General features: G+C 56.9%; 16 protein-coding genes and 1 other annotated feature. Of the genes, 12 read left to right on the top strand and 4 right to left on the bottom strand.

From position 1 onward, the window contains the following. Positions 1 to 32 precede the first annotated feature (32 nt). The 5 genes from GXP70_RS24610 to GXP70_RS24590 all read left to right on the top strand — a co-directional run bounded on the left by GXP70_RS24610 (position 33) and on the right by GXP70_RS24590 (position 5,522). A complete protein-coding gene (locus GXP70_RS24610; protein WP_162359271.1) occupies positions 33 to 1,448 on the top strand; it encodes a sulfatase in 1,416 nt (471 codons plus the stop codon). A gap of 219 nt (positions 1,449 to 1,667) precedes the next feature. Beyond that, complete coding sequence (locus tag GXP70_RS24605; RefSeq protein ID WP_162359270.1) at positions 1,668 to 2,663, top strand: serine hydrolase domain-containing protein; 996 nt, start codon at positions 1,668 to 1,670, stop codon at positions 2,661 to 2,663. A 92-nt stretch (positions 2,664 to 2,755) separates the two neighbouring features. Continuing rightward, on the top strand, positions 2,756 to 3,235 hold the full coding sequence (locus GXP70_RS24600; protein ID WP_162359269.1) for an NUDIX domain-containing protein: 480 nt from the start codon (positions 2,756 to 2,758) through the stop codon (positions 3,233 to 3,235). 399 nt (positions 3,236 to 3,634) lie between these two features. After that, positions 3,635 to 4,813, top strand: coding sequence for an acyltransferase family protein (locus GXP70_RS24595; RefSeq protein ID WP_162359268.1), 1,179 nt, complete (start codon positions 3,635 to 3,637; stop codon positions 4,811 to 4,813). A 91-nt stretch (positions 4,814 to 4,904) separates the two neighbouring features. Next, the gene (locus GXP70_RS24590; protein ID WP_162359267.1) at positions 4,905 to 5,522 is read left to right on the top strand and encodes an FMN-binding negative transcriptional regulator; all 618 of its coding nucleotides are present in this window, start codon (positions 4,905 to 4,907) and stop codon (positions 5,520 to 5,522) included. 125 nt (positions 5,523 to 5,647) lie between these two features. Here GXP70_RS24590 and GXP70_RS24585 read toward each other — a convergent pair whose 3' ends face one another. Together GXP70_RS24585 and GXP70_RS24580 are read right to left on the bottom strand one after the other, a co-directional pair. Then, positions 5,648 to 7,501 carry an arginine--tRNA ligase gene (locus GXP70_RS24585; RefSeq protein ID WP_162359266.1) on the bottom strand — a complete coding sequence of 618 codons (1,854 nt, stop codon included), beginning with the start codon at positions 7,499 to 7,501 and terminating at the stop codon, positions 5,648 to 5,650. Between the two features lie 41 nt (positions 7,502 to 7,542). Then, positions 7,543 to 7,759, bottom strand: a binding site (T-box leader). A gap of 87 nt (positions 7,760 to 7,846) precedes the next feature. After that, positions 7,847 to 8,761 carry a helix-turn-helix domain-containing protein gene (locus GXP70_RS24580; protein ID WP_162359265.1) on the bottom strand — a complete coding sequence of 305 codons (915 nt, stop codon included), beginning with the start codon at positions 8,759 to 8,761 and terminating at the stop codon, positions 7,847 to 7,849. Positions 8,762 to 8,886: 125 nt separating this feature from the next. Here GXP70_RS24580 and GXP70_RS24575 point away from each other — a divergent pair, with 125 nt between their 5' ends. The 5 genes from GXP70_RS24575 (at position 8,887) to GXP70_RS24555 (ending at position 14,103) form a co-directional block, all read left to right on the top strand. After that, positions 8,887 to 9,960: a Gfo/Idh/MocA family protein gene (locus GXP70_RS24575; protein WP_162359264.1), complete on the top strand. Its 1,074-nt coding sequence runs from the start codon at positions 8,887 to 8,889 to the stop codon at positions 9,958 to 9,960. A 65-nt stretch (positions 9,961 to 10,025) separates the two neighbouring features. Beyond that, positions 10,026 to 10,835, top strand: coding sequence for an AraC family transcriptional regulator (locus GXP70_RS24570; RefSeq protein ID WP_162359263.1), 810 nt, complete (start codon positions 10,026 to 10,028; stop codon positions 10,833 to 10,835). Positions 10,836 to 10,940: 105 nt separating this feature from the next. After that, on the top strand, positions 10,941 to 12,092 hold the full coding sequence (locus GXP70_RS24565) for a Gfo/Idh/MocA family protein (RefSeq protein ID WP_162359262.1): 1,152 nt from the start codon (positions 10,941 to 10,943) through the stop codon (positions 12,090 to 12,092). A 12-nt stretch (positions 12,093 to 12,104) separates the two neighbouring features. Then, on the top strand, positions 12,105 to 13,280 hold the full coding sequence (locus tag GXP70_RS24560; RefSeq protein ID WP_162359261.1) for a dihydrodipicolinate synthase family protein: 1,176 nt from the start codon (positions 12,105 to 12,107) through the stop codon (positions 13,278 to 13,280). A 1-nt stretch (position 13,281) separates the two neighbouring features. Then, entirely contained in the window at positions 13,282 to 14,103 is an 822-nt protein-coding gene (locus GXP70_RS24555; protein ID WP_404822286.1) for a sugar phosphate isomerase/epimerase family protein, read from the top strand. Positions 14,104 to 14,677: 574 nt separating this feature from the next. Here the strand turns inward: GXP70_RS24555 and GXP70_RS24550 are convergent. Together GXP70_RS24550 and GXP70_RS24545 are read right to left on the bottom strand one after the other, a co-directional pair. Further along, positions 14,678 to 15,700, bottom strand: a complete 1,023-nt coding sequence (locus tag GXP70_RS24550) for an NAD(P)-dependent oxidoreductase (RefSeq protein WP_162359260.1) — start codon at positions 15,698 to 15,700, stop codon at positions 14,678 to 14,680. Positions 15,701 to 15,888: 188 nt separating this feature from the next. After that, positions 15,889 to 16,932, bottom strand: coding sequence for a class I SAM-dependent methyltransferase (locus GXP70_RS24545; RefSeq protein ID WP_162359259.1), 1,044 nt, complete (start codon positions 16,930 to 16,932; stop codon positions 15,889 to 15,891). Between the two features lie 95 nt (positions 16,933 to 17,027). Between GXP70_RS24545 and GXP70_RS24540 the strand changes: the two genes are divergently transcribed. Both GXP70_RS24540 and GXP70_RS24535 read left to right on the top strand, forming a co-directional pair. After that, positions 17,028 to 18,434 (top strand): glycoside hydrolase family 32 protein, encoded by a 1,407-nt coding sequence (locus tag GXP70_RS24540; RefSeq protein ID WP_162359258.1) that lies wholly within the window; start codon positions 17,028 to 17,030, stop codon positions 18,432 to 18,434. 291 nt (positions 18,435 to 18,725) lie between these two features. Then, a complete protein-coding gene (locus GXP70_RS24535; RefSeq protein WP_162359257.1) occupies positions 18,726 to 25,991 on the top strand; it encodes a sugar-binding protein in 7,266 nt (2,421 codons plus the stop codon). Positions 25,992 to 26,150 lie beyond the last annotated feature (159 nt).

The following is a 26,150-nucleotide window of genomic DNA, read 5'->3' as shown; positions in this document are numbered from 1 at the left end:
ACGATGATGGATCGAAGGAGGAGGTGGAACAGGTGAGTCATGCGAAGAAGAAACCGAATGTACTGTTCATATTAATCGACGATTTAGGCTGGAAGGACTTGGGCTGCTATGGCAGCACCTTTTACGAAACCCCTCATCTGGACCGGCTTGCCGCGGAGGGGATGCGGTTTACGGATGCTTATGCCGCCGCTCCGGTCTGCTCGCCGACCCGGGCCAGCCTCATGAGCGGTAAATATCCGGCGAACGTCGGGGTAACCAACTATATCGGCGGCCAGACAGAGGGCAGGCTGATCGATGCGCCGTACATCCGCCACCTGCCGCTTCAGGAGAAGAGCGTGGCGTCTGCATTGCAGGAACATGGCTACAAGACGTGGCATGTGGGCAAATGGCACCTTGGCGGCCGAGATCATTATCCGGACAGACACGGTTTCGACGTCAATATCGGCGGCTGCAGCTGGGGGATGCCGATGCATGGCTTTTTTAGCCCGTATGGCATCGAGACGCTCGAGGAAGGGCCGGACGGAGAATACTTGACCGACAGGCTGACGGACGAGGCGATCCGGCTGATCCGGCAGCATGACGCGGACGAGCCGTTCTTCTTGAATTTGTGGCATTATGCCGTACACATTCCGATCGAGGTCAGCGAGGCGCTTGTCGAGCGTTTTGCGGCCAAGGCCCAAGCCCTTGGACTGGACCGGCTGGAAGCCTTTGCCGAGGGAGAGCCCTTTCCGTGCGAACATAAGAAACATCTGCGCGTGCAAAGACGCATCCTGCAGTCCGATCCTGCGTACGCGGCGATGATTTATAATCTCGATTGGAATATCGGGCGATTGATAGACGCCTTGAGAGAGACGAACCGGCTGGACGACACCGTGATCGTGTTCACGTCCGACAACGGCGGCCTGGCAACGGCGGAAGGTTCGCCGACCTGCAACAGTCCGCTTCAGGAAGGCAAGGGCTGGATGTACGAGGGCGGCGTGCGGGAGCCCCTTATCGTCCGTTGGCCCGGCGTTGTCGAACCGGGCAGCGTCTGCGAGATTCCGGTAACGAGTCCCGATTTCTATCCAACCTTGCTGGAAATCGCGCGAGTGAACCTTCTGCCGGAACAGCATGAGGATGGCATCAGCTTCGTGCCTTTGCTGAAGGGGGAGGATAGCCCGGGCCGCGATGCGTTGTTCTGGCACTACCCGCATTACGGCAATCAGGGAGGAACGCCGGGCTCTTCGGTGAGGGAGGGGGATTACAAGCTCATCGAATTTTTCGAGGACGGTCGTCTGGAGCTGTACAACTTGAGAGAGGATCTCTCGGAAGCGTTCAATATCGCGGAGCAGCAGCCTGAACGGACCGAGCAGCTGCATAGGAAGCTATGCGAGTGGCGCGAGCGGATCGAGGCCAAAATTCCGGAGGTCAATGAACGTTCAACCGTTGAGCGTCCATCGTCTTTCTAGCAGGCAGGAGAGTCGTCGCTGAATGAATGGATGAATGAATAGATTCGCACCGCGGTATACCGATCAATAGGTGCACTAGAGAACCTTCCAAGCGCATGCTGGAAGGTTTTTTATTCGAACGCAGTTTGCGCAACCTATTAAGTTCCCTATTGCTTGCGAAATAAGCATTTGGTAAAATCATACAGATTCCCCGCTGCCGGAAGGAGCAGAGTTGAAAGGATGAGCGAACAATTGGAGCGGATTCTGACGGATTATGAACAAGAGAACTTCTTGTGCGGCAATATCCTGATTACACAAGAAGGTAAGGAAGTCATTCATCGCTCTTTCGGGCATGCGAGTATTCAGCAAAACGTTCCCAATACGGTGGATACCAAATTCCATATTGCCTCTGTTACGAAAATGTTCATTGCCTCCGCAGCCCTTATGCTGGTCGAGCAAGGGCTTCTTGATCTGGATGAGCATCCTGGAACCTATTACGAACGTTTCAAGGTTCTCCATCCGGATATTCGAATCCGTCATTTGTTGAATCATTCGTCCGGTCTGCATGATATCTATGCGGTCTCGGCTTTGCGCTTCGAGATGAGTCGATTAGTGGTTGAGAAAAGAGATTTTATCGATTACCTGGTTCAGCTGCCGCAAGATTTTCAACCTGGCGAACGATGGAGCTATAGCAGTACGGGATTTATTATGATGGGATATATTTTGGAAACCGTAACAGGGAAATCATTCGAGGAAGTGTTTCATGCATTCTTCTTCTCTCCATTAGGGATGCGGGCAACAGGCGTCGATTACCCCAGGAAGGTAAATCCCGGGCGCGCATATGGGCACACGACGGAGAACGGCAAGCTGATCAATGCCGATAATGACCGATTGAGCGAAATCGTAGATGCGCCAGGCGAATTGTATTCCACGACCCGCGATTTGGACAAGTGGTGCGATGCACTGTTCCATGGCAAACTGCTTTTGCAGGCATCATTGCGCCAGATGTTCACGCCCTACTACATCACGACGTTTGATCCGAAGCTGCACTATGGTCTCGGCTGGTTTCTGGGGTCGGATGTTCAACTGATTATCGGAGGGACACCTGGATTTCGATCTGAAATCAGGTACTATCCTGCTTCGGATATACGGGTCATCATGTTCTGGAATTATGAAAAGGTGAATACGCGTCAGTTGTTTCTTAAGCTGGAGCCTGCCCTGACAAGTGTGAAGTGAAGGCGGTAAGTTGGGCCGGCTTAGCTTTATAACCCCCTCCGCTGTCGGGAACAATGAGGGAGACGACAACAACCCCGTATTCGGAGGATGATATGATGATAAGTGTTCGGACAATGACAGGGGCATTTCTTCTTAATCATGATGATGTGTTAATGATGAAACGATCGAATAGCAAAAAGATTGCCCCTGGGCTATGGTCATGTGTCGGAGGTCATGTGGAACCCCACGAGCATGGCTCGCCCGAAAGCTCTTGTTTGCGTGAAATAGCGGAAGAGACGGGGATTTTGCAAAATGAAATCAAAAGTCTGCATTTGCGGTACATTTTACTTCGACAAAAAGAGGATGAGTTAAATCAACATTATATTTTCTTTGGTGACTCGAGCACTAGAAATGTGATCAATTGTGATGAAGGGGATTTGCATTGGGTACAAGCTTCTAAAATATCCAATTTACAAATGTCTTTGAGTTTAAGCCTAATGTGGGAGCATTATCAACAAAATCCGAATTCAGGTAACATATGGACAGGGACGTACAGTGATGGAAAGATGATATGGGGGCGGTTGTTGAAGTAGCGGGGAATGATAGTGGAATAAGGATACCGCGGCAGCCGAGCAGTAAATCGGTTGCCGTTTTCATCGGACTAACAGATAGTTACATAAAAAGGAAAACGTCGTTTTATAGCGAATTACTGTTTGGTCAGCAATCAATGGAAAAAAGGGGTGGGGATGCCGACCTGTATAATAATGGTAGAGGAGACGCGAGATCGAAATGGAATCGATAGCAACAGGGTTGAAATTATTTATATGGATCATAGCCATTTCATTATTCTTTACGTTGATCGGGTTTCTGGCTAACAAATATCTGAGTGATTGCTATCAAGGTTTGTCTAGAATAATAATAAAAATTTGCAGTTCAGCTAAAAAATTCTTAAGAAGAACATACTGACTATATAACGAGTAGGAGGACATTGGATGGCTGAACAAGGGCGGCTGGGTGAACTTGACTCTCTTCGTGGAATCGCTTCCATGAGCGTGGTGCTCTATCATTCCGCCTCGCTTCTTGGAATCATGGCCGCATTGCCATGGCTGTATCATACGCCGCTTCAGTTCTTGCTGGCCGGCCATCAGGCCGTGATTTTCTTCTTTCTCCTCAGTGGATTCGTATTGGCTTTGCCGTTCGCCGAAGGGAAATCACGCGGTTACGGCAGCTTCATGCTTCGGCGTCTGATCCGGCTGTACCCGCCTTATATCGTCTCTCTCGCATTCGGGCTCGTCCTGCGTCTGCTATTCTATCGCGTGCCGATCAACGATTTGTGGTCCAGGCCGATCGGCTGGATTCCGATCGTGCAGCACATCGTCATGATCGATCAATTTCATCAGCAGTATTTCAATCCGGTCATCTGGTCGCTTGTCATGGAGATGCGCATAGCGCTTATATTTCCGTTCATCATCTGGTTCGTGATGAGGGCGAACTGGATGTGGAGCGCCTTGATCGGTTTCGTTCTATCCGTCTGCGGGATTCTGCTGCATGTGCAGTATGAGGATCACATCGACTTCTTCACGAATTATTACGATACCGCGCATTACGTGCTCATGTTCGTCGTCGGCGCGTTGATGGCGAAGCACCGCCATCGTCTGGTGAATGCTTTCAACGGCCTCCGGATCGCCACGCGACTTGTGCTCGGTGTCGTTGCTTTCATCGTGTATACATGGGGAAACAATCTGGGCTGGGATCACTGGGGGCTTCTCGGAAACCTGGTGTCGGACTGGTTTACGACGGTATCTTCGGGCTGCTTTATCATCGCGGCGTTAGCGTCGATACGGTTTAAAGCCATGCTCCATTGGCGGCCGATGGCGTTTGTCGGACGTGTCTCGTACAGCTTCTATCTCGTCCATCTTGTCGTACTGCTTGCCTTGATGAATTTGTTCACGAATCCATCATCCATCCTATACCCGGACGAAGTGGAGAAATACTATCTATCGCCTTATTGGCTGCTCGTCGGTACCGTTGGCATCAGCCTGGCACTCGCCGCACTGTCTTACCGCTATGTCGAGCTGCCATCCATACGCCTTGGTCGTTACCTGATGGGCGGCCGAATACCCCGTCGCAACTACCAAGATGAACGGACAGCAGAAGGCAGGCATCTCTAATAGAAGCCGGTACAACAATTTCGATCGGAATTGGATCTTTTGATTGTCCGCTTTCTTGCGTATGATGGGGTTACGAGAAGGAGATGAGCCAATGTATATACCAGCGCATTTTGAGATTAAGGACACCTCCATTGCATACGAGATCATGAGAGAGAATAGTTTTGCTACATTGTTCTCTCACCATGACGGGGCGCCCTATGCTACCCATTTGCCATTAATTCTTGATCATAATCATGCATATTTATATGGTCACTTTGCTCGCCCCAATCCGCAATGGAAGGACATTGGCAATCAGACGGCGTTAGCTGTATTTCATGGTCCTCACTGTTATATCTCCCCTTCCTGGTATGAGACGAACAAAGCAGTTCCGACATGGAACTATGTGACTGTTCATGTCTACGGAGAAGTGGAGCTTATCGATGACGAGAAGGAGTTGATGGATTCCTTGAAGGAGATGGTAGTGAAATACGAATCTCCTGCCAGCACCTACAGGTTACAGGACATAGACCCCGACTTTCTTAGTGGCATGAAAAAAGGGGTTCAAGGCTTCAAACTGAAAATAAACCGGATAGAAGGAAAGGCAAAACTGAGCCAAAACCATTCGATCCAACGCCGTGAATGGGTTATACAGCAGCTTGATAAGAGCCCCGATCATGACGAGCGTAGAATCGCCGATCTAATGAAACAAACGCTTGCGTCATCAAGCTGACATGGACGAGGCGCTCCATGCCTGTCGCATGGAGCGCCTCGATTTCCGGCTTGCTTCGTAAGATAATCACGTCGGGTGCGGGACTCCAGCGGAATCGCTTGGCAATGCGAGACGGTGCAGGGTGCTTACATACGGCCGGGCGCCGGGAGCCCAAGCACCGTTAGCGCATCGCCGAGCGTTTCTTTGAACCGTAAGGTCAGCCAGAGCCGCAGCGCTTTTCTAGCGCCCTCTGCTTTCAGAATCGGACAAGACGCATAGAAGTTGTTGAACAAGATGGCCAATTCATGCGCGTAATTGCAGATCACGTTTGGCGACAGCTCGCCGCATGCGACGGATAAAGTATCTTGCCAGCTCGCTAAGTGCCTCAGCAAGGCGTGCTCTGCTTTCGCCAATTGATCGATTTCATGAGGTGCCTGCGGGCGTTCATTCCCGGCCTTGCCTAGTATGCTGGCTGCGCGAGCATGCGAATACATGAGATAGACCCCGGTATTCCCGGTGATCTCGGTTGCCTGCTGGATATCGAATACGACCTCGGTCAACAGACTATAGCGGAGCAGGTAATAACGGATCGCCGCCGACGCAATGTCCCGGCTCGCCAGCCCTTCATGATCGGAGCGTTTGCTTTCAATAACGCCTTCCATGAGATCGAGCAGCTCGGAAACCTTAATCCCGATTCCTAGTCTTCCGGACATGGCGTAGGACGCCTTACCGGATGACGTATCGATGCCCAGTTCTTCGGCGGCGGCCGGACTTAATGAGACGACGCCGTAGCTGACATGCCGCAGCTTCTCGGCCTGCGCTGTGAAGCCCAGTATCTCTAGAGATTGTTTCACCATGGCTTGCGGATATTGCTGCCGATGGTCGATGACATTAATGACCATATCCGCTCTCCCGTAAGCGGCACCGGTTCCGGTGTCGGAGGTTGACCACAGATCGTCGGCGAAGCGCGTATACCGGAAATCCTTATCCAGCAATCCGAATTTCCACAGATGGTACGCGATATCTTTGGCGGTATATGTCAAAATTCCGTTCGAACGGACCAATACCTTGTCGATGCTATGTTCGGAATCACTCTCGCCATGTTCAGCCGAAGCTTGTTTCAGCACCCAGCATCCTTCGAGCTTGCCTGACGTTTCCTGATAGAATTGCGGTGTCTCCTTCAGTAAGCCGAACGCCGAATCCCAGAAACCCTCTCTAACAATATTGCTCTCCCATACCAACAAATCATAGTTGATATTAAAAGCTTTCATCTCATCAAGATGTTCACGGACGATTCGCTCCGCGACAAGCAATCCGACCCAAGATAAATTCTCATTGCCCTCCTCCAGCGAATGAAGGACGGTTGTCCGCTGCTCCTTGAGCCGAGGATTCTGTTCGTACTCCCTATTCACTTGCGAATAAATATCCCAGCAGAAATCGCCGAAGCGCGAGTGCGCTTGCTTATGGGCGACATGCAATAGACCGACCACCGTATCCGCCAGCTGGTTGCCCAGATCGTCGATGTAATTGTGCACTTCGACCTCGTATCCGACTCGCTTCAAGAGGCGTACAAGCGCATCGCCGATACAGGAGTTTCTTAAATGCCCGATATGGGCCGATTTATTCGGATTGATGGACGTATGTTCGACGACGACCTTATCCCCGGCATTCGCGGGTAATTCATACGTCTGCCGAGCCCATTGGCTCCAGTTCAAGTACATGTTCAGAAAACCCGGGGGAGCCACTTCGATTTTACCGATCAGCCGGCCGATGCTGCCCTCCGCTTCTAAGTGGGTTTTCAACATTTCAGCAATTTGCATGGGGGCTTTCCGCAATACCTTCGCCAGCTGCATCGCAATATTCGTCGAGTAATCGCCATGCTCCAGATGAGCAGGCTGTTCTACAACAATCTTGAGGTCATCCGCATAGTCGAGACCCAGTTCTTCAAACAAACGTTTGGTAGACCTTGCTATTCCGCTGATTATCGCTTGGCTTATCATCGCAGCGCCTCCTTCGACATAATAAAAGCCCTCATCTCTAAAAAAGAGACGAAGGCTTGTGCATTCGCGGTACCACTCTTGTTGTTAAACGCTCGTTTAACCACTCGGCAGGATAACGGTCATGGCCGTGACTTCCTACGATAACGTTCAGAAGTCATTCTCGTGGGTGCGCTTCACGCATTGACGCCGTACCGGCTCTCACCATCCCGGCTCGCTTGAACTTCTGTCAACCGTTACTTTCCCAGTCTTTGAATTTGCAGTATTTTCTAAATAGTATATCCAATTCAGGCGGAAAAGCAACAGCAATTTACGATAGGCGTTCAACGGTTACCGATAGAAAGAGCCTTACGGCGTCCGATAGACTCGCTTAATGTATTGCGAGGGGGACTCTCCCATGACTTTCCGGAATACCCGGCTGAAATAGTACAAGCTATCGAAGCCTGCTTGCCTGCCGACTTCGGAGACGTTCAGCGTAGTGGAAGTTAACAGTTCCGCCGCGCGATGGATTCTTAGTTGTTCATGATACTGGGATATGCTTGTGCCGATCAGCTGTTTGAACAAGGTGGCGAGATAATGATAGTTGTACGGAAATTGCTTGCGGATTTCTTGCGTGTCGAGGGCGCGATCGCTATGTTGTTCAAGGAAATGCACGAGGTTCTGGATGAGCGCTTCCGATTTGCCCGTGTGGGGCCTCTCGGACGATTGCTGCACCAAGGACAGGAACAGCTCCATCGTTTTCACGCTAAGCTGCACGTGCCGAAGCGGACTCTTGCTTTCGTACAGGCTTACGATTTCGTGTAACATTTTTTCGATCGGGACAGGGGACAGGCTTGTCATGTGTTTGGGCAGCGGAAGATCAATCCGGTAATCCTCGGTCGTGAACAAGGGGTCCGGATGCCTGCCTTGCAGCGCCGAGACGATGCTGCTCTCGTCCGATTGCCTGGTGGTGCCGCCCAGAAAATGAATCCATATCGAACGCGTGCCTGCCACCGTGCGATTCGCCGTCCCCCAGTGGTGGAGTCCCTTGCAGAGAAACAGCATGTCCCCTTCCTTCAGCACGTATTCGACGTCTTCTTCGATGACCTGCATCCGTCCCTGCACAATATAGATGAACACATGATAGTCCGTCGTCCGGTCCGGGTGGATCCATTCGTCGTGCGTCGTCGTGGCGCCGATCTTCTGAACAAGCGGCAGTTTATTGGCTTCAAGATGAACCTGGTACATCTCCGTCCATTCCCTTCGCTGTTTTCCTGTGTCCATATCATCTCAAACACCTGAATATAATGCAATAAATCGAACATCCGATGTATTTCCGAACCGCTGCGAACGCGAGATAATGGACCCATCTCAGATTGAACGGGCTGCGGTTCGGAGAGAATTTTCCTATGATTTATCGCGATCATCCGGATGTAGAGGACGTAGGCATCTGCGATCTGGACGAGAAGCTGCTGAACGGCTACGGACAGCTATTCGGATTCGAACGCAGGCATGCCTCGCTGAACGAAGTGCTGGAATGCGGGTATTATGATGCCGTTCATCTGGTTACCCCGATCCATTCGCATGCCTCGATGTCCGTAGACGTCTTGAATGCGGGGCTGCACTGCGCTTGCACGGTACCGGCGGCGACGACGATCGACGAGCTGCATGCGATCGTCAAGGCCCAGCGAACAAGCGGCAAAAATTACATGATGATGGAGACGGCGGTCTATACCCGGCAATTCTTGTACGTCCAGGAGCGCTATGCACGAGGGGAGTTCGGGCGAATCCAGTTTCTCGAGGGATCGCACTATCAGGATATGGAGAACTGGCCCGCCTACTGGATGGGGCTGCCGCCGATGCACTATGCCACGCATGCGATCGCTCCGCTGCTGGCGCTGACGGGTACTCGCGCCGTTAAAGTTCACTGTTTCGGATCGGGCGTCATGCGAGAAGAGCTGCAGCAGCAATACGGCAATCCGTTCCCGGTCGAGACGGCGATCTTCCAATTGGACAAGGACGAATTAAGCGCCGAAGTGACGCGTTCCTTATTCCATGTGGCAAGAAGCTACATCGAGAATTTCCAGGTATACGGCGAGCAGCGTTCCTTCGAATGGCATATGGAGGAGGACGCGCCGGTTATTTTCGCGGTAGAGGGCGAGGGCCGCGGAAGGGGAAGAAACATTCGGCACGATGTCATTCATGCGCAGGACAGGCAGGATCTGCTGCCGGCGGCCATCGCGGGCTACACGAACGAGCATACCGGATTCGATCCCGCGAATCCGCATCAATCGGTCAAGCAGGGCGGCGGCCATCACGGATCGCATCCGCATATGGTTCACGAGTTCATCGGCAGCATTCGGGACAACCGCAAGCCCTGGATCGATGCGGTGACGGCTGCCAACTGGACCGCGCCGGGAATTTGCGCGCATGAATCGGCATTGCGCGGCGGAGCCGAAATTATCGTTCCGTTGTTCGGATAGAAACGGTATGATAGAGGTACATCCCTGGAGCGGATAGAATCTTAAGCAAGGGGGCGGCGAATCGATTGAGCGACGCGAGATCGAATCTTCATCATCACGGCATCGATATCTACGAGAGCAAGCATTCGGACGGCGATCGGGTCAACGAACATTGTCATCGATTCTATCAAGTGCTGTATGCCTTGGACGGCGAAGGGAAGATCAAGCTTGACGGAACGGTCTATCCGATCAGGCAAGATCACGGGGTCGTCATCGCGCCTTTCTCCGACCATGCCGTGTTCTCCGATTCTAAATTGACGCTGCTCGTGCTGGCCTTCCGCAGAGACGGACTGGATTCAAGGCTGCTGCCCGAACGGTCCAGGCTCCTGGATCCCAGCGGGTTCAGCCGCAGCGAGCTGAGGCAGCTGCTCCGTAAATTGATCTTCGAACAGTCGCTTGGGCAGCCGCTAAGCTTCTTGGCGATGAAAATCTGCCTTGCCGAGGTGCTGCTGCTGTTTGCCCGCGCCGGTCAGGCTTCCCCGTCGCCGAACGCCAACAGTCTGCGCGCGGAGAAGCTGCGCGCCTATATAGACACGCACTATTACGAGATTATAGACTCCAAGGATCTGTCCGCCAGACTCGGGTTAAGCACGCGCCATATCGATCATATATTCAAGGAACGGTACCAAGTGACGCCGGTCCAGTACCTGGCCCAGGTGCGCATCGAGCTGGCGCAGAAGATGCTTTCCGAGGCGGATAAGGATATCGCTTCGATCTGCTTCGAAGTCGGTTACGAAAGCTTGTCCGCCTTCTACCGCACGTTCAAGAAAATCACGGGCATTTCCCCGAATACGTATCGCAAAACCCATGCCCTCGCGGCAGCGCCGGCAGATTGAAAGGTTGCTTCTAGAATCGGGAATCGGCTTCCGGAATTCATTAGACGCTTCGCGCCCCCCTCCCTTATGATGATGCAGTAATCATCATAAGGGAGGGGTTTTTGCATGACGATTCATCACATAGGCATTATCATGAACGGCGTCACCGGACGCATGGGCACGAACCAGCATTTGATTCGTTCGATCGCCGCGATTCGCAAGCAAGGCGGATTGCCGCTGCCGAACGGCGACGTCATCCTGCCGGATCCGATATTGGTCGGACGCAGTGCAAGCAAATTGGCTGCGCTCGCCGAAGCGAACGGCATCTCGCGCTGGAGCACGGATCTTGCCGCTTGCCTGGCGAACCCGGCGGATACCGTCTATTTCGACGCGCAGATCACGTCTTCCCGCGCCGAGAGCGTCAAGCAAGCGATTGCGGCAGGCAAGCATATTTACTGCGAGAAGCCGACGGGCAGCTCCCTGGCGCAATCCCTGGAGCTTGCGCGTCTGGCCAGAGAAGCGGGCGTGAAGAACGGCGTCGTGCAAGACAAGCTGTTCCTTCCGGGGCTGATCAAATTGAAGCGGCTCGTCGATTCGGGATTTTTCGGCAAAATCCTGTCCGTGCGCATGGAGTTCGGCTATTGGGTGTTCGAAGGCGACTGGCAAGCGGCCCAGCGTCCTTCCTGGAATTATCGCAAGGAAGACGGCGGCGGCATTATCGTGGACATGTTCGCCCATTGGCGGTATGTGCTGGACAATCTGTTCGGAGAGGTCCGTGCGGTGTCCTGCCTGGGCGTTACGCATATCGACGAGCGCGTCGACGAGAACGGGAAGCCGTACGCGTGCACGGCGGACGATGCGGCCTACGCCACGTTCCTGCTTGAAGGCGGCGTTGTCGTTCAAGCGAACTCCTCCTGGACGGTGCGCGTCAACCGCGAAGATCTGCTGACGATTCAAGTAGACGGCACGGAAGGCAGCGCGGTGGCGGGATTGCGCGATTGCAAGACGCAGCATCGGGTCAATACGTGCAAGCCGGTGTGGAATCCGGATATTCCCAATCCCTTCTCGTTCCGCGATCAATGGCAGGAGGTGCCGGACAACCAGATCTTCGATAACGGGTTCAAAGCGCAGTGGGAACTGTTCCTGAAGCATATTGTCTTGGATACGCCGTTCCCGTGGGATCTGCTTGAGGGAGCCAAGGGTACGCAATTATCCGATCTGGGCTTGCGTTCCTGGCAGGAAAGACGCTGGATAGACGTCCCGGAATTAACGATCTAGGAGGGAAGGACGATGGCGCAGCATATACAATTACCGAGAGCCGGGGGCGCTCGATACGCGTACGTTGCGGGACGGACGACGCCTCTTCCCATGCCGTCCGGCAAACCGTTGGAGAGCAGGATCGCTTTCTCGGCGGCGCATGTCGTATGCGATCCTTACGCGGATACGGATCCGCAGCTGAACGCCCAGATCGATTGGGAGGCGACCCTGGCGTACCGCCGTCATCTGTGGTCGCTCGGTCTTGCCGTCGCCGAAGCGATGGACACCGCGCAGCGCGGAATGGGGCTGGATTGGAACCGTTCCAAGGAGCTGATCGGCCGTTCGATCGCGGAAGCGCGGGTGGTCGGCGGACGCGTCGCTTGCGGGACCGGAACGGATCATCTGGCGCCGGCTTCGGCGGTTACGCTTGAAGACGTCGAGGCTGCTTATGCGGAGCAGTGCGAGTTCGTGGAAGGGCAGGGCGGCCGGATCATTCTGATGGCGAGCAGGGCGCTCGCCGCCTGTGCCAAGGGGCCGGAAGATTATGAACGCGTGTACGGCGCAATTCTGAGCCAGGTGGCGCAGCCGGTTATCCTGCACTGGCTGGGCGATATGTTCGACCCGGCACTCCGCGGTTATTGGGGAAGCCCGGATTTGGACGAGGCGATGGACGTGTGCCTGCGTATCATTGAAGCCCATAAGGATAAAGTGGACGGCATTAAGATTTCTCTGCTCGATGCGGACAAGGAGATCGCGATGCGCCGCCGGCTGCCCGAAGGGGTCAAGATGTACACGGGCGACGACTTCAACTACCCGTCGCTCATTCAGGGCGACGAGCAGGGCTACAGCCATGCGCTGCTGGGCATCTTCGACGCGATCGCGCCGGCGGCCGCTGCGGCCATCCATGCCCTGGATCAAGGCGATTCGGATACGTTCAACCGGATTTTGGCGCCGACGGTGCCGCTGTCGCGCCATATTTTCCAGAAGCCGACGTATTCGTACAAGACGGGAATCGTGTTTCTCGCCTATCTGAACGGCTATCAGTCGCATTTCCGCATGATCGGCGGGGCGGAGAGCGCCCGTTCCGCGGTTCATCTATCCGATCTATTCGTTCTGGCAGACCAAGCGGGGCTATTGCTCGATCCCGAGCTGGCCGCGAACCGGATGAGACTAACGCTGGCCATGGCCGGCATGGAAGGAGGACGGTAGCGTGCAGGAGCTGACGGATTTCAAGCGGCTGAGCTTGAACCAAATTACGACAGACCTTTGGAATTTGCGGGAAGCATTGGACGGGTGCGCGCGGGCAGGGATCCCGCAGATCGCAATCTGGCGACATAAAGTGGCCGAAGGCGGACTTGCGGAAGCGAAGCGGCTGGTACGGGACGCCGGTATCCGCGTATCCAGCTTATGCCGCGGCGGCATGTTCCCCGCGGCGACGGCAAGCGAGCGGCAAGCTCGGCTGGACGATAACCGCCGAGCCGTGGAGGAAGCGGCGGAACTGGGGACGGACACGCTGGTGCTGGTCTGCGGGCCGGCTCCCGATCGCGACATCGCGACCGCGCGCCGCTGGGTGGCCGAAGGCATCGAGCAGCTGCTCCCTTTCGCGAAGTCGCGGGGGGTCAAGCTGGCGATCGAGCCGCTGCATCCCATGTATGCTGCGGAACGGTCCGTTGTCGTGACGCTGGATCAGGCCAATACGATGGCCGAGGCATACGCCACGGACGAAGTCGGCGTCATCGTCGACGTCTTCCACGTCTGGTGGGACCCCGAGCTGTATAAGCAGATTCAACGGGCGAGCGGACGAATCTTGGGCTTCCACGTATCCGACTGGATCGTGCCGACGCCGCATATGCTGATGGGAAGAGGCATGATGGGAGACGGCGTCATCGAGATCCGCCGCATTCGGGAGGCGGTAGAAGCGGCAGGCTACGCGGGACCGATCGAGGTGGAGATCTTTAACCAGGCGATCTGGGATCGGCCGGGCGACGATGTGCTCGCGCAAATCAAGGCGCGTTATATGGAGCATGTATAAGCGGGCAACGACCGATAGACCGACCGATAGACCGACCGATAGACCGACCGATAGACCGACCGTGCCGTTGGTCTAGGCAGAACTGCCGGAATATGCAACCGTATACAGCCCGCAGCCAGGCTGCCCTGGAAAGCTCGATGCCATAGGCGTCGAAAGGATCGCCCTCCTCAGGGTCTTCGCGGACAGGGGTTCCGTTATTTGGACGAAAGCAGGCTATTGGGGTAGCGAAACGGACACAGGAACCGTTAATATGCCCGGATGGCATCGAAAACAGGTGAATCGGCCGCTATAACGGATCTCTTGTTCGCCAACACACGATAACATGCGATCATGAAGGGAATAGCGGATCTCCTGTCCGCTTCCTTGATTCGATGGACGTACCGCGACCCAGCCGTCATGCAGACGGCTGGGTCGCAATGGTTTAGGCAGTCCATGGTAGTCCAAGTCAGTCCACGCCTGTCCACGCCGGTGAAGCTGCCCGGACAAGCGCCGGCATCCCGGACAAGCGCCGGCAGCCGGGACAAGCGCCGGCATCCCGGACAAGCGCCGGTGCCTGCAGTCCGCCGACTTAACGTCAAGTGCTCTTCAAGTAGCGGTCCATCTCCATGATGTATTTCACCGGCTCGCCGTTGGCGAACCGGGTGACGTTCTCGAGCGCGCGTTCGTGCATGGCGCCGTGATACGTGTCTGCTTCGCGCCCCCAGGAATCGTTCGAGACGCTGTGCGCCGTGAACAGACAATTCTCCCATTGCCGCGCGGGATGCTCGGTCGGCAGCCGGTCGTTCCGCTCCTCGTCGAGCACATCGAGTCCCGCGCGCAGCCGTCCCGACTCCAGCTCGGCGAACAGCGCATCCTGATCGAAGATGCCGCCGCGGGCCGTATTGACGATCACGGCGTTGTCGGGCAGCTTGGCGAGCAGCGGCGCGGTAATCGAACGGTAGGTTTCGTCGCTTAATCCGGCATGCACGGACAGCGCCTGGGATACGGTGAATAACGCTTCCAGGCTGTCTACGCGAATGCAGCCTTCCGGAAGCTCTTTCACGTAGGGGTCGTAAATATAGATTTTCGGCCGGAACGGCTGGCACATCTCGATGAAACGCCGGCCGATGACGCCCATGCCGTACATCCCGAGCCGCAGGCCGTTCAAGGAGCCGAGCTTGCGGGCCTGGTCTTCGTTCGGTTCCCAGCCCCCGCGCTGCACCCGGCGGACGTAAGCGGGCAGGGACTTCAGCATGGCGAGCAGGAGCGCGAACGCGCCTTCCGCCACGCAGTTCGCCGGGAGATCGCCCCAGTTCGTGACGACGATCTTGTCCGAAGCGATAATTTCCGGCGGGATCCATGCTTTCAGCGAGCCGGTAATGTTGCAGATGTACTTGAGCCGTCCGTTATCCGCAGCGAGCTCCGCCGGGATGGCAATGTTCCCCCACATCGTGAGCAGGACGTCATATTCCCGAATGATGGCGGCCAATTCCGCAGGATCGATGTCACCCTTCACGGGTATGTCCGCATATTCCCCAAGCTTCTTCAATGCTTCGATAAAGGCGCCTTCCGCTGGCATGCGATGCGCTTCCGGACCTCTGACGAACGCGATTTTCATGACATTTCCCCCTGAACTTGTCTAATCGAATTTCGAGAATCGTTCGGCGTCATGCCGCTTCGATCCAGGATCGGAGCAGCATGTTCAATTTCCATTATACACCGGAATCCGAAGCGTTCGAGAGGAAGATGACATTGTGCGCGGACTGCGGATGCAGGTCAGAGAACTTGCTGTCGAACCTAGCGGCTTCAGCCAGGAGCGCCGAACAAATAGCCGATGATATCAAAATGATCTGCCTTGCTGTACTTGGCATAGAACCGCTCATCCATCTCGAGCGCATCCTCGAAATCGACCACGATCGGCTCGCCCCCGGCGGCGAGCGCCGCGTTGTGGCGGTATTCGTCCCGGCTGTCCAGCTGACGCGCCGCCTCGAATTGCTTCCTGGCCTCTTCCGTTTTGCCCAGCTTCCATTGGATGACCCCGAGCGTGTTGCGCGCGAGCGCCCAATCCGGCTTCAACCGAACGGCTTCCTGTGCGTCCGCTTCCCGCTGCGGCAAGTAGAATCCGCCCAGACGCAGCGAGCATAGGGCGACGTCGAGATGGGACTGCGCGGCATGATCCGGATTGCTGTAATCGAACCCGCCCTCATGGTCGATGACGTCGTACTTGATGCGGCTCTCCCAATAATATTGCACGTTGCTTAAGTTTTTGAATTCCCAGTGGGCGAGCGCCTGCATCTCGATCGAGGACGGAACCGCGCTGAGGGACAGGTGACGGAGCGGGTGGCGGATAAACATGCGGCGTTCGAACACAAGGGTGTCCTGCCGCAGGGTGACGAACCAATTATGCGACGGATTGGGGCCGAGCAGGAGCTCGTATATTTTTTGCGGGGTTTCGATGAACCCGCGCTTGCCGACCCGCATCATTTCTTCGCAAGCGTCTCGGGGCGACTCGGTATGCTCGAACACTTGCCGGGAGATGACGAAATCGAAGCTTTGATCGGCGAAAGGCAAACATTCCGCGAAGCATTCCACGTATTGGAACGACTTATTGACGCCGAGGCCGGAGCGATGGGCATTGTGCGCCAAGAACGGCTCGGTCACGACGTTCGCTCTGCGAAAAGGATTCGCGCCTCCGCCGATATCGAGCACTTGCTCGTTGTCCTGAATGCGGAACAAGCCGCATAGCAGGCGGTCATCCAACACGGGGTAGACGTTCCCGAACGTGTTGGTCAGCGGAAATTGACGCGTGTAACTTCCCATATTTAATGTTAACATTTGGTTGAAGTCCATTTATACACCTCTGTAAGCGGTCTCATAACCGATAATGGCCTTCTATTAATTATGCGGTTGCAGTTCATTTATTACAGGGAAGAGGCGAGCGAAGCATGCAGCAGCACTATCGGCCAACCTATCATTTTATGCCGGAACGCAATTGGATGAACGATCCGAACGGGACCATTTTCTATGAAGGACACTATCATCTGTTCTATCAGTACAATCCTTACGGGGACCAGTGGGGCACGATCCATTGGGGGCATGCCCGCAGCGCGGATCTCGTCCATTGGGAGCATCTGCCGATCGCGCTATACCCCTCCAACGAGCTCGGCGAGGTGCACTGCTTCTCCGGCTGCGCCGTGTACGACGGAGCAGAGCCGAGAATCTTCTATACGAGCATCGGCGACGGCGAGCGGAACGCGGCGACGGGCGCCGAGCAGTGGACGGCCACAAGCGCGGACGGCCTGCTGACCTGGACGAAGCATCCGGACAATCCCGTGCTGACGTCCGACCTGCACGGAGGGCTGGATATCCGCGAATGGCGCGATCCGTTCGTATGGCGGCAGGGCCAAGAGTGGCTCATGGTCACCGGCGGCGCCTACGAGGGCAAAGGATGCGTGACGATCTACAAGTCGGCCGATCTCCTACGGTGGACGTTCCTCAATTTCCTGCACATCGATCCCGAGGTCGCGCTCTGCGAATGCCCGCTCGTCTATCGGCAGGATGACCGGTACGCGCTTATCTATTCCCCGGGCGGCATCGTGAAGTACTTGACGGGAACGATGTCGGCGGATTATCGATTGGTTCCCGACGCGCAAGGGATTGTCGACCATGCGGGCTGGGACGGCTACTACGCGCCCAATCTGCTGATCGATGACCGAAACAGATGCATTCTGTTCGGCTGGATGCCCGACGCCGCGCGGGGAGAATTCCAGGATGCCGCCGGCTGGTCGGGCGTGCAGGCGCTTCCGCGGGAGATGGCCATAACGGCTTCGGGCAAGCTGGCGATGAGGCCGGTGCCCGAGCTGCGGGAGCTGCGCGGACGGCATTCCGGGCAGGACGAGCTGGTCCGGGAAGGCGGGCAACGGATCGCAGGCGCGCAAAGCAAAGCGGTGGAGCTGATCGCGGAGTTCGATCTTGCCGGGGCCGCGGCGCCGTTCGGCATCGGCGTGCTGCGCTCCGAAGACGGCCGGGAGCAGACCCGCATCGTCGTCGACCCGGCCGCTGGTGGGATCACGATCGACCGCAGCGAATCCAGCCTGTCGCCGCTGCCGCACAAGACGCCGATCGCCGGGGGGTTCGAGGCGGAGAACGGACGGCTGAAGCTGCATATTTTCGTCGACCGGACGACGGTCGAAGTGTTCGCCAACGAGACGGCGTGCTTGTCAGCCAGAGTCTATCCCATGCTGGAGCAGGACGCGGGCGTATCGCTGTTCGGAGAAGCCGGACGTGGCGCGCTGATCGGATTTGATAGCTGGGAGCTGAACGGAGTGCAGTTCAAGCAAGCGGCTCAATAGCCGGAAGGGCATCAGATAATCGGCTCGGCGGACATGATGCTTTTACCATACAAATTAGAGGATTACCTTATGTAAGTGCTTTCACCTTTTCTTTATAATTATGGGGGACAAGGGCAAGAACTGTCATAATTCAGCTGTGAAGGGGGATAAATTCGGTCAAGCATCCAGGGATGAGCACGAGGCGCCAAGCGCCGAACGTCTGACGCCGACAGCCAGGCCAACGCTGCAAGAAGGCAATGAAGGGCGTTTATCGTAAGCGAAGACAACGATGGAAATCAGGGAGGTAACCAAATGAGGATTACGCGCGGATGGCGACGACTCGATCGTTCCATGGCGTTATTGTTGACGTTCTCCTTGCTTGTGTCGGCCTTCGTCGGGCTCGGCAAGCCGGCGACGGTACAGGCCGCGGCAAGCGACGGAGATCGCATCACGTCTGTCATTTCACCTGCATATCGTTCAGACATTACGAGCAACACCGTCACCATTGAATTCTACAACAAGCTCGGCACGACAGCGAAAGTGTATTCTCAGAAGCAACCGGCCGATTTGAACCCGAACAGCAACGGCACGAAGGATCTGATCGGCGACGTAACGCTCGAAGACGGGCACGGGAGCATCGATTTCCCGGCTTCCGAATATCCGTACGGTCCGATTTCCGTACGCATTCAAGTGTTCCAGGGCGGCAGCGAAATCGACAATGCCTACCTGCAGCTGAACAACAAGGTCGGCGTGCAGTGGCGCAGCGGACTGGAGAACGCCCCGGCCAATCCGGTCACGAACGGCATGCAAACCGTCTATACGGACGATTTCAAGACGATGCCGTCGATCAATAAGACAGGCATAGGCGCTACATACGCTTCGGCGAAGGTCGACGAAGCGCGCGGCGGCATGTTCGGCTGGGCGGCGTTCGAGGATTACGACGGCGCATACAATCCGTTCTCGATCGCCGATAACGAGTTCATGCAGCTGACGACGACCTACCACCCGACAGGGTACGTCCGCAGCGACTATTGGAACCAGAAAGTAAGCACCGGCTACCTGTCCTCCATGAACCAGGCGGGCACCGGCTTCCATACGGACGGCGGACGCAACCAATACTTCGAGGCGCGGATGTTCTTCGGTCCGAACCCGGGCATGTGGCCGGCGTTCTGGACGCTGACGGCGAACGGCTACGCGCAGAACCCGGACGCGGCGAATCAGCCGAGCGACGAGCTCGACATTCTCGAAGGATACATGGGCACACCATCCGGCTATCAAATCGCATGGCATCCATGGGGCTACGACAAGCCTGCGGCAGCGGGCTACGACGCAAGCAAGCTCGGCGGCGGCTACCAAGTCAATCTGGATACGCCGGCGTTCAATAACATCAACCTGGCCATGGGCTTCCATACGCTGGGCGTATACATCACGAAGGATTGGACGTACTACTACTGCGACAATGTGGAAGTGACCCGTCACAAAACATTGCCGTTCAGCTGGCAATACGGCAATTATTTCATTCTTAACGCAGCGCTGTCCGATCACTACGGCATCAACGGCAACGCGCAGGCCGGACAGGATCCGTTCGCGAACTTCGAAGTGCCGGACGGCTTTACGCGCTACGGCAACGAGAGCGACACGTACATCGACTGGGTTCGCGTCTACCAGGACGCGCCGGGCACGGCCCGCTTCGAAGGCGATTCGTCGGTCAAGGCGCTCTCGGGCGACGTCGTAAGCGTAAACGTAAGCCGCAACGACGAAGCCGCAGCGCTGTCCGGCAGCTATCACGTCGACGCGCCGGCGGGCTGGAAGATCATGAGCGACGGCCAATTCGTCGATATGAACGGCACGTACAACGCGCCGTTCGCGGCCGGATCGGGCAGCGACAAGCTGACGTTCCTCGTGCCGAACGACTACGACACGACGTCGAACATTACGATCACGCCGGTGGCAAGTGACAATACGTCGTACGCCCCGATCGTCGTCACGGCGACCGCGACGGGAGCGGAAGGCGAGCTGATCCGCGTCGACGCCAGCACGTATCCGTACCGCAATACGAGCGGTGGCGGAGAAGGATCTTGGGCGTCGTATGACCCGAGCACGAACCTCGAATCGTACTTCAACTTCATCGACGGCGGCTGGTGGCGCGACGGCTGGAGCTGGATGTACGTGAACGAGAACGCCTCGACCGCCATGGAGTTCAACTTCAACGGCACCTCGATCGGGCTTGATATGACGAAGTGTGCCGAGTGCGGCGAAGGCGACATTTATTTGGACGGCGAGCTGCAGACGCATATCGATACGAACGCGACGTCCGATCAGACGGTGCGCATCTTCGAGAAGAGCGGGCTTGCGGACGGCGACCATGTCCTCAAGATCATGGGCGCGAACAGCCCGACTACGCGTTACCTACGTATCGCGGGCTTCGAATTCCGCCATTTCGAAGATCCGAGCATACCGAAATTCTGGACGGAAGATACGTTCATTAAAGCGGGCAAGAATGAAGAGTTCAGCATCGACATTAACCGTAACGGAGCCGCAGGCACGCGCTTCGGCACGTACAATCTGACCTTCCCGACAACGGGATGGCAGGTGAAGGCAGGCGATGATTGGCAATCGGCCACGACCCAATCGTTCACGACCAACCGTTACACGGATACGATTCAATTGAAGGTTCCATCGAATTACACGAGCAAGAACGGCCAGATCACGATTACGCCGACGAGCAGCGACGGGACCTATGCGACGATGAAGGTGACCGTGCAGGCGCCCGACGATCCGGAAGCGCCGGCCATTACGGGCATCGGGGAGAAGCGCACCGTCGATTCGTCCACGTACCCGTACGTGAACGCCACGGGCGGAACGGACGGCGCATGGACCTCCTTCGACCACAGCTCGCAGCCGAACGATTATTTCGCGTTCAACGGCAACTGGTGGAAGGACAGCTGGAGCTGGATGTACATCACGGCCGATCCGACTCAATGGCTGACGTTCTCGTTCGAAGGCGACGCCGTGGGGCTGTACGCGCGTTATATCGACGGCGGCGGCGCGTTCGACGTCTATCTCGACGGCGTGAAGCAGGCTTCGGTCGACACGAACGGCAGCAGCGGCAAGCGCCGCGTATTCAGCAAGAGCGATCTGCCTGTGGGGCAGCACGTGCTCAAGCTGCAAGTGACGCGGGCCGGCGGATCGATCGCGCTCGAGGGCTTCGAGTACGATTACGTGAAGTCGAACGAAGTGCAGACGATCCGCGTCGATGCGTCGACGTATCCGTATAAGAACACGTCGGGCGGAGACGGCGGCCCATGGTCGACCTTCGATACGTCGACCCAAGGCAAGACGTACTTCGAAACGACCGGCGGCTGGTGGCATGACAGCTGGGGCTACATGTACGACAACGCCAACAACAACGGCGACGTAGCCGCGTTCAATTTCGAAGGCACGGCGGTTTCCGTATTCATGCGCACGTATGATAAAGGCGGTCTGCTGGACGTCTATCTGGACGGCGTATTCCAGAATACGATCGATTCCAGAACCGACGATACCGTCTCGAACGCCAAAGTATTCGAGAAAACCGGCCTGCGCGGCGGCCAGCATAAGCTGGAGCTGAAGGTCAAGGCCGAGAGCGGCAGCGGCCGGGATACCTCCGTTATCGAAGGCTTCGAGTACGTGTACGACCCGAACGCGGTCGTTCCCGGCTTCACGGCGCCGGCTTCGCTGAACGTCGTGCAGGGCGAGGAAGCCAGCATCACGATTGCGCGCGACGAGAACGCGCAAGCGATGGCCGGCACGTACGAAGTGACGTTCCCGGACACGAACTGGTCCGTCGTCTCGGGCGGCACGTTCTCGGCCGGCAGCGCGAGCGACACGATCGTCGTGAGCGTACCGGCGGCCTATGCGCTGCCGAACGGAACGATCAAAATCGCGCCGATCGTGAATGGCGTGAAGTATGCGACCCAGACGGTAGCCATCGTGGCGCCGAAGATCGCGCTGCCCGACCTGGTGACGCTGCAGTCGCCGGCATACCGCGCCGATATCACAGGCGAGACGACGCTGAACTTCACCGCGAAGGGCGGTTACACGACCGCCAAAGGCTATATGCTGCATCAGCCTGACGCCGGGCATACGGACGCATCCGGCTATATCGTCAAGCTGGCCGACGTCACGCTGGACGGCGACGGCAAAGGCTCGATCACGTTCGACGCCGATCAATTCCCGCACGGTCCGGTCGCCGTGAAAGTAACGGCAACGAAGGCGAACGGCACGACGACGATCGAGGATTACTTCCAGTTCTACAACACGGGCGGCGTGGATTGGAACATGGGCCTGGAGAGCGCGCCGATGCCGTCGCAGCTGAACGGCCTGGGCATGGAAGTGACGTTCCAGGACGATTACAAGACGATGCCGACGATCTCGAAGACGGGCATCGACGGCCAAGGCCAGCGCACGACGTACGCTTCCCATAAGCCGGACTACGGCGATTACGGCAACGCCTTGTTCGCGAGCAAGGGAACGGCATACGATCCGTTCGACCAAGTCGAAGATTACTTGAAGATCAAGACCAAATATTACGAGGATCCGCTGCCTGCCAGCGTGGACGGCTACCAACGTCACTACACGACGGGCTTCCTCAGCTCCGTCGGCGATGACGGCGTAGGCTTCAAGACGAAGGGCTACACGGATCAATACTTGGAAGCTCGCTTCTTCGTCGGCGCCAACCCGGGCCAATGGCCGGCTTTCTGGACGTTGACCGGCGTGCACGACGACGCGACCGACGAGCTCGACGTCATCGAGGCATACCCGCCGAACGTTTCGGGTTACTCGATCGCGACCCATCCATGGGGCTACGAGAACCTTGACGGCGGCGGCAAGGGAGTCAACACGGTCGATCTGATCGGCAGCGACGCCGGCAATATCTCGATGGGCTTCCATACGTACGGCGTGCTGGTCCAGGAAGATTACACGACGTACTACTTCGACAACAAGGAAGTTTACAAGCAGAAAACATTGCCGCTGTCGTGGCGCAAAGGCAGCTACTTCCTGATCAACAACGCCATGACGCAAACCGACGCGTTCCCGCCGGGCTACGGATTCGACCGCTACGGCGATCAATCCGACATGTACATCGACTGGGTGCGCGTATACGAACAACCGCAAAACCAATCGAACCCGATTTTCGACACGGCGGCGTTCGCTCCGGTCGACGTTACGCCGGGCCAAGACTTGAGCCTTGATATCAACCGCGTAACCGACGGCGCCAAAGCGCTGGAAGGCACGTACCAGGTTCAAATGCCGGAAGGCTGGTCGATCGTTTCCGGCGGCTCGTTCAGCGCCGGCCAGTCGAAAGACACGCTCGTGCTGCACGTGCCGGATAATTATGCGAAGTACACATACGACCTGAAGATTACGCCCGTTGCAGGCGGCACGAGCTACAAGACGCTGACCGTGCAGACGAAGAACACGGACGATTCGATCGGCGTCGAGATCTATCCGGTGCAGAACGCGGCGAAGGACGGCTGGAACGTCAAAGTCGCGCTCACGAACAAACATGACTCGGGCACCGTTGCCGGAGGCACCGTACAGGTGGAGGCGCCTGCAGCCGCGGCGGGCGATTACAGCTTCGGCGACATCGCCGGCGGAACAACGCAATACGTGACGATTCCGGCCGCGATGCTGTCGGCCGACAGCCGCACGCATTTCACGTTCCATGTCACGAACGCGGACGGCTACGACCGTTCGTTCGACAAGGACATCAGCGACCTGACGGCGACGCGGGTCGATCCGGAACATCCGATCCTCGTCGAGGGCGCCCTTAACGGCACGATCGATGCGGATGCATGGTCAGGCTCGCAAGTCATCCATCTGGGCGAGCAGCAGTCCACTTCGACGGAAGGCAAACCGTACAGCGCAAGCGACCGGTCGGCCGATCAATACGTGAAGTGGGACGACAACTATCTCTACCTGGCCGTTAAAGTGACCGACGACGTGCACAGCATGGACGCGGCCGACGTATACGGCTCCTGGGGCTCGGACAGCCTGCAGGTCTCGTTCGACCCTGAACGTCCGGGCAGAACGGCATCGAGCGACAACCATCCGCGCTTCATCGCGTCGCTGAACGCGACGACCGGCGCATCCGCGCTGGGCAACGAAACCTGGGGACCGGTCACGACCGGCAACCTGAACGACATCAAGTATAAATTCACCCGCGACGAAGCGAATCACTTGACGAATTACGTGGTCGCCTTCCCGTGGAGCAGCATTCTGACCGACGCCCGCAAGCCGGCGGCGGCGGATTTGACCGACCTCGGCATCTCCGTGCTCGTCAACGACAACGACGGCGCGGGCCGCGAAGGCTGGCTGGCCTACATGGACGGCATCTCGAGCGGCAAGGATCCGCTCAAGTTCGGCGATTTGATCCTGTCGTCCGCGCAATCGCTGCAGCCGCAAGAGCCTGCGGGTTCGCTGCACGCCACGATTGCCGGGCCGGCATCGGCCTTCGTCGGACAGCCGATCGATCTGCAAGTCGGCATTGCCGGCGTAAGCGATCCGTTCTCGCTAGCCGACTTGATCGTGCATTACGATCCGGCTAAAGTGACGTTCGCGACCGAAAGCGACGAGAACGGCAAGCTCAGCTTGGCCGACAGCGCCATCGCTTCCTTGAAGGAACGGTTCCACGTGCTGGGAACGGCCGTTAAACCGGAGCTTGGCCAGATCCGCATCCTGATGGCGAGCGAAGGCGCGAACGGCAGCGTCCAGGCCGACGGCGACCTGCTGGTGCTTCACGGCTCCGTCAAGGGGGATGCAACGGTCGGCGCGACCTCCGTTGGGCTGACGGATTTCTCGGTCGTCAACGGCGGTAATCCGATCCCTGTAGACACGGCTTCCGCTTCGGCGAGCATCGCGATCGGCAACACCGACAAGAGCGCGCTCAGCCAAGCGATCGCCGACGCCCAAAGCCTGCACGACAACGCGGTCGAAGGCACGGCGAACGGCAACTACCAAGCCGGCGCCAAAGCGGAGCTGCAAACGGCCATCGACAGCGCGGCGGCAGTGAGAGACAATGCTGCAGCTACGCAGGACGACGTGAACGCGGCCGCTACGGCGCTCGCGAACGCGGTAACGGCATTCAACGCGAAGAAGATCGTGATCAGCAACGCCGACAAGACTGCCCTGATCGCTGCCATCGCAGCGGCGCAAAGCAAGCTCGACGCCGCCGTGGAGGGCACGAAGCTCGGCAAGTACGCGGTCGGTTCGAAGGCTGCGCTGCAGACGGCCATCGGCACTGCAACGGCCGTCAAGAATAGCGGTTCGGCAACGCAAGGCCAAGTGAATCAGGCCGTCACCGACCTGAACGGCGCGGTACAGACGTTCCTGACCTCGCTGATCACGCTGGTGCCGGGCGAAACGAGCATTACCGTCAAGGATTTGTCGCTTGTCGTGAAATACTTCGGCAAGACTTCCGCGGACGAAGGCTGGTCGGCGATTGCCGCTGCCGACATCTTCGACGACGGCGAAATTACGATCCGTTCGCTGGCCGCGGTCGCCCGCATGATTCTCGACGGCTGGCTCGAAGAATAACGCTTCTTTATTCGGATTAACGCATCTTATTGGCATGAACACGGAGGAAGGCTCTCGGGCCTTCCTTTCCGTCTTGTCTCTCATCGTCCAAGCCGTATGTACGTCGGATGACGGTCTGCTTGCTTTCAATCGGCAGCGCTCGGCAAGAAGTTACGGATC

The organism is Paenibacillus lycopersici, assembly GCF_010119935.1.
In the GTDB taxonomy this organism is placed as follows: domain Bacteria; phylum Bacillota; class Bacilli; order Paenibacillales; family Paenibacillaceae; genus Paenibacillus_Z; species Paenibacillus_Z lycopersici.
This window is presented reverse-complemented; position numbering and strand designations above follow the sequence as displayed.

Excerpts from the sequence above, each read along its gene's own strand:
- GXP70_RS24605 (WP_162359270.1), top strand. The coding sequence starts at position 1,668 with ATGAGCGAACAATTGGAGCGGATTCTGACGGATTATGAACAAGAGAAC.
- GXP70_RS24600 (WP_162359269.1), top strand. The coding sequence starts at position 2,756 with ATGATGATAAGTGTTCGGACAATGACAGGGGCATTTCTTCTTAATCAT.
- GXP70_RS24595 (WP_162359268.1), top strand. The coding sequence starts at position 3,635 with ATGGCTGAACAAGGGCGGCTGGGTGAACTTGACTCTCTTCGTGGAATC.
- GXP70_RS24590 (WP_162359267.1), top strand. The coding sequence starts at position 4,905 with ATGTATATACCAGCGCATTTTGAGATTAAGGACACCTCCATTGCATAC.
- GXP70_RS24585 (WP_162359266.1), bottom strand. The coding sequence starts at position 7,501 with ATGATAAGCCAAGCGATAATCAGCGGAATAGCAAGGTCTACCAAACGT.
- GXP70_RS24580 (WP_162359265.1), bottom strand. The coding sequence starts at position 8,761 with ATGGACACAGGAAAACAGCGAAGGGAATGGACGGAGATGTACCAGGTT.
- GXP70_RS24575 (WP_162359264.1), top strand. The coding sequence starts at position 8,887 with ATGATTTATCGCGATCATCCGGATGTAGAGGACGTAGGCATCTGCGAT.
- GXP70_RS24565 (WP_162359262.1), top strand. The coding sequence starts at position 10,941 with ATGACGATTCATCACATAGGCATTATCATGAACGGCGTCACCGGACGC.
- GXP70_RS24560 (WP_162359261.1), top strand. The coding sequence starts at position 12,105 with ATGGCGCAGCATATACAATTACCGAGAGCCGGGGGCGCTCGATACGCG.
- GXP70_RS24550 (WP_162359260.1), bottom strand. The coding sequence starts at position 15,700 with ATGAAAATCGCGTTCGTCAGAGGTCCGGAAGCGCATCGCATGCCAGCG.
- GXP70_RS24545 (WP_162359259.1), bottom strand. The coding sequence starts at position 16,932 with ATGGACTTCAACCAAATGTTAACATTAAATATGGGAAGTTACACGCGT.
- GXP70_RS24540 (WP_162359258.1), top strand. The coding sequence starts at position 17,028 with ATGCAGCAGCACTATCGGCCAACCTATCATTTTATGCCGGAACGCAAT.
- GXP70_RS24535 (WP_162359257.1), top strand. The coding sequence starts at position 18,726 with ATGAGGATTACGCGCGGATGGCGACGACTCGATCGTTCCATGGCGTTA.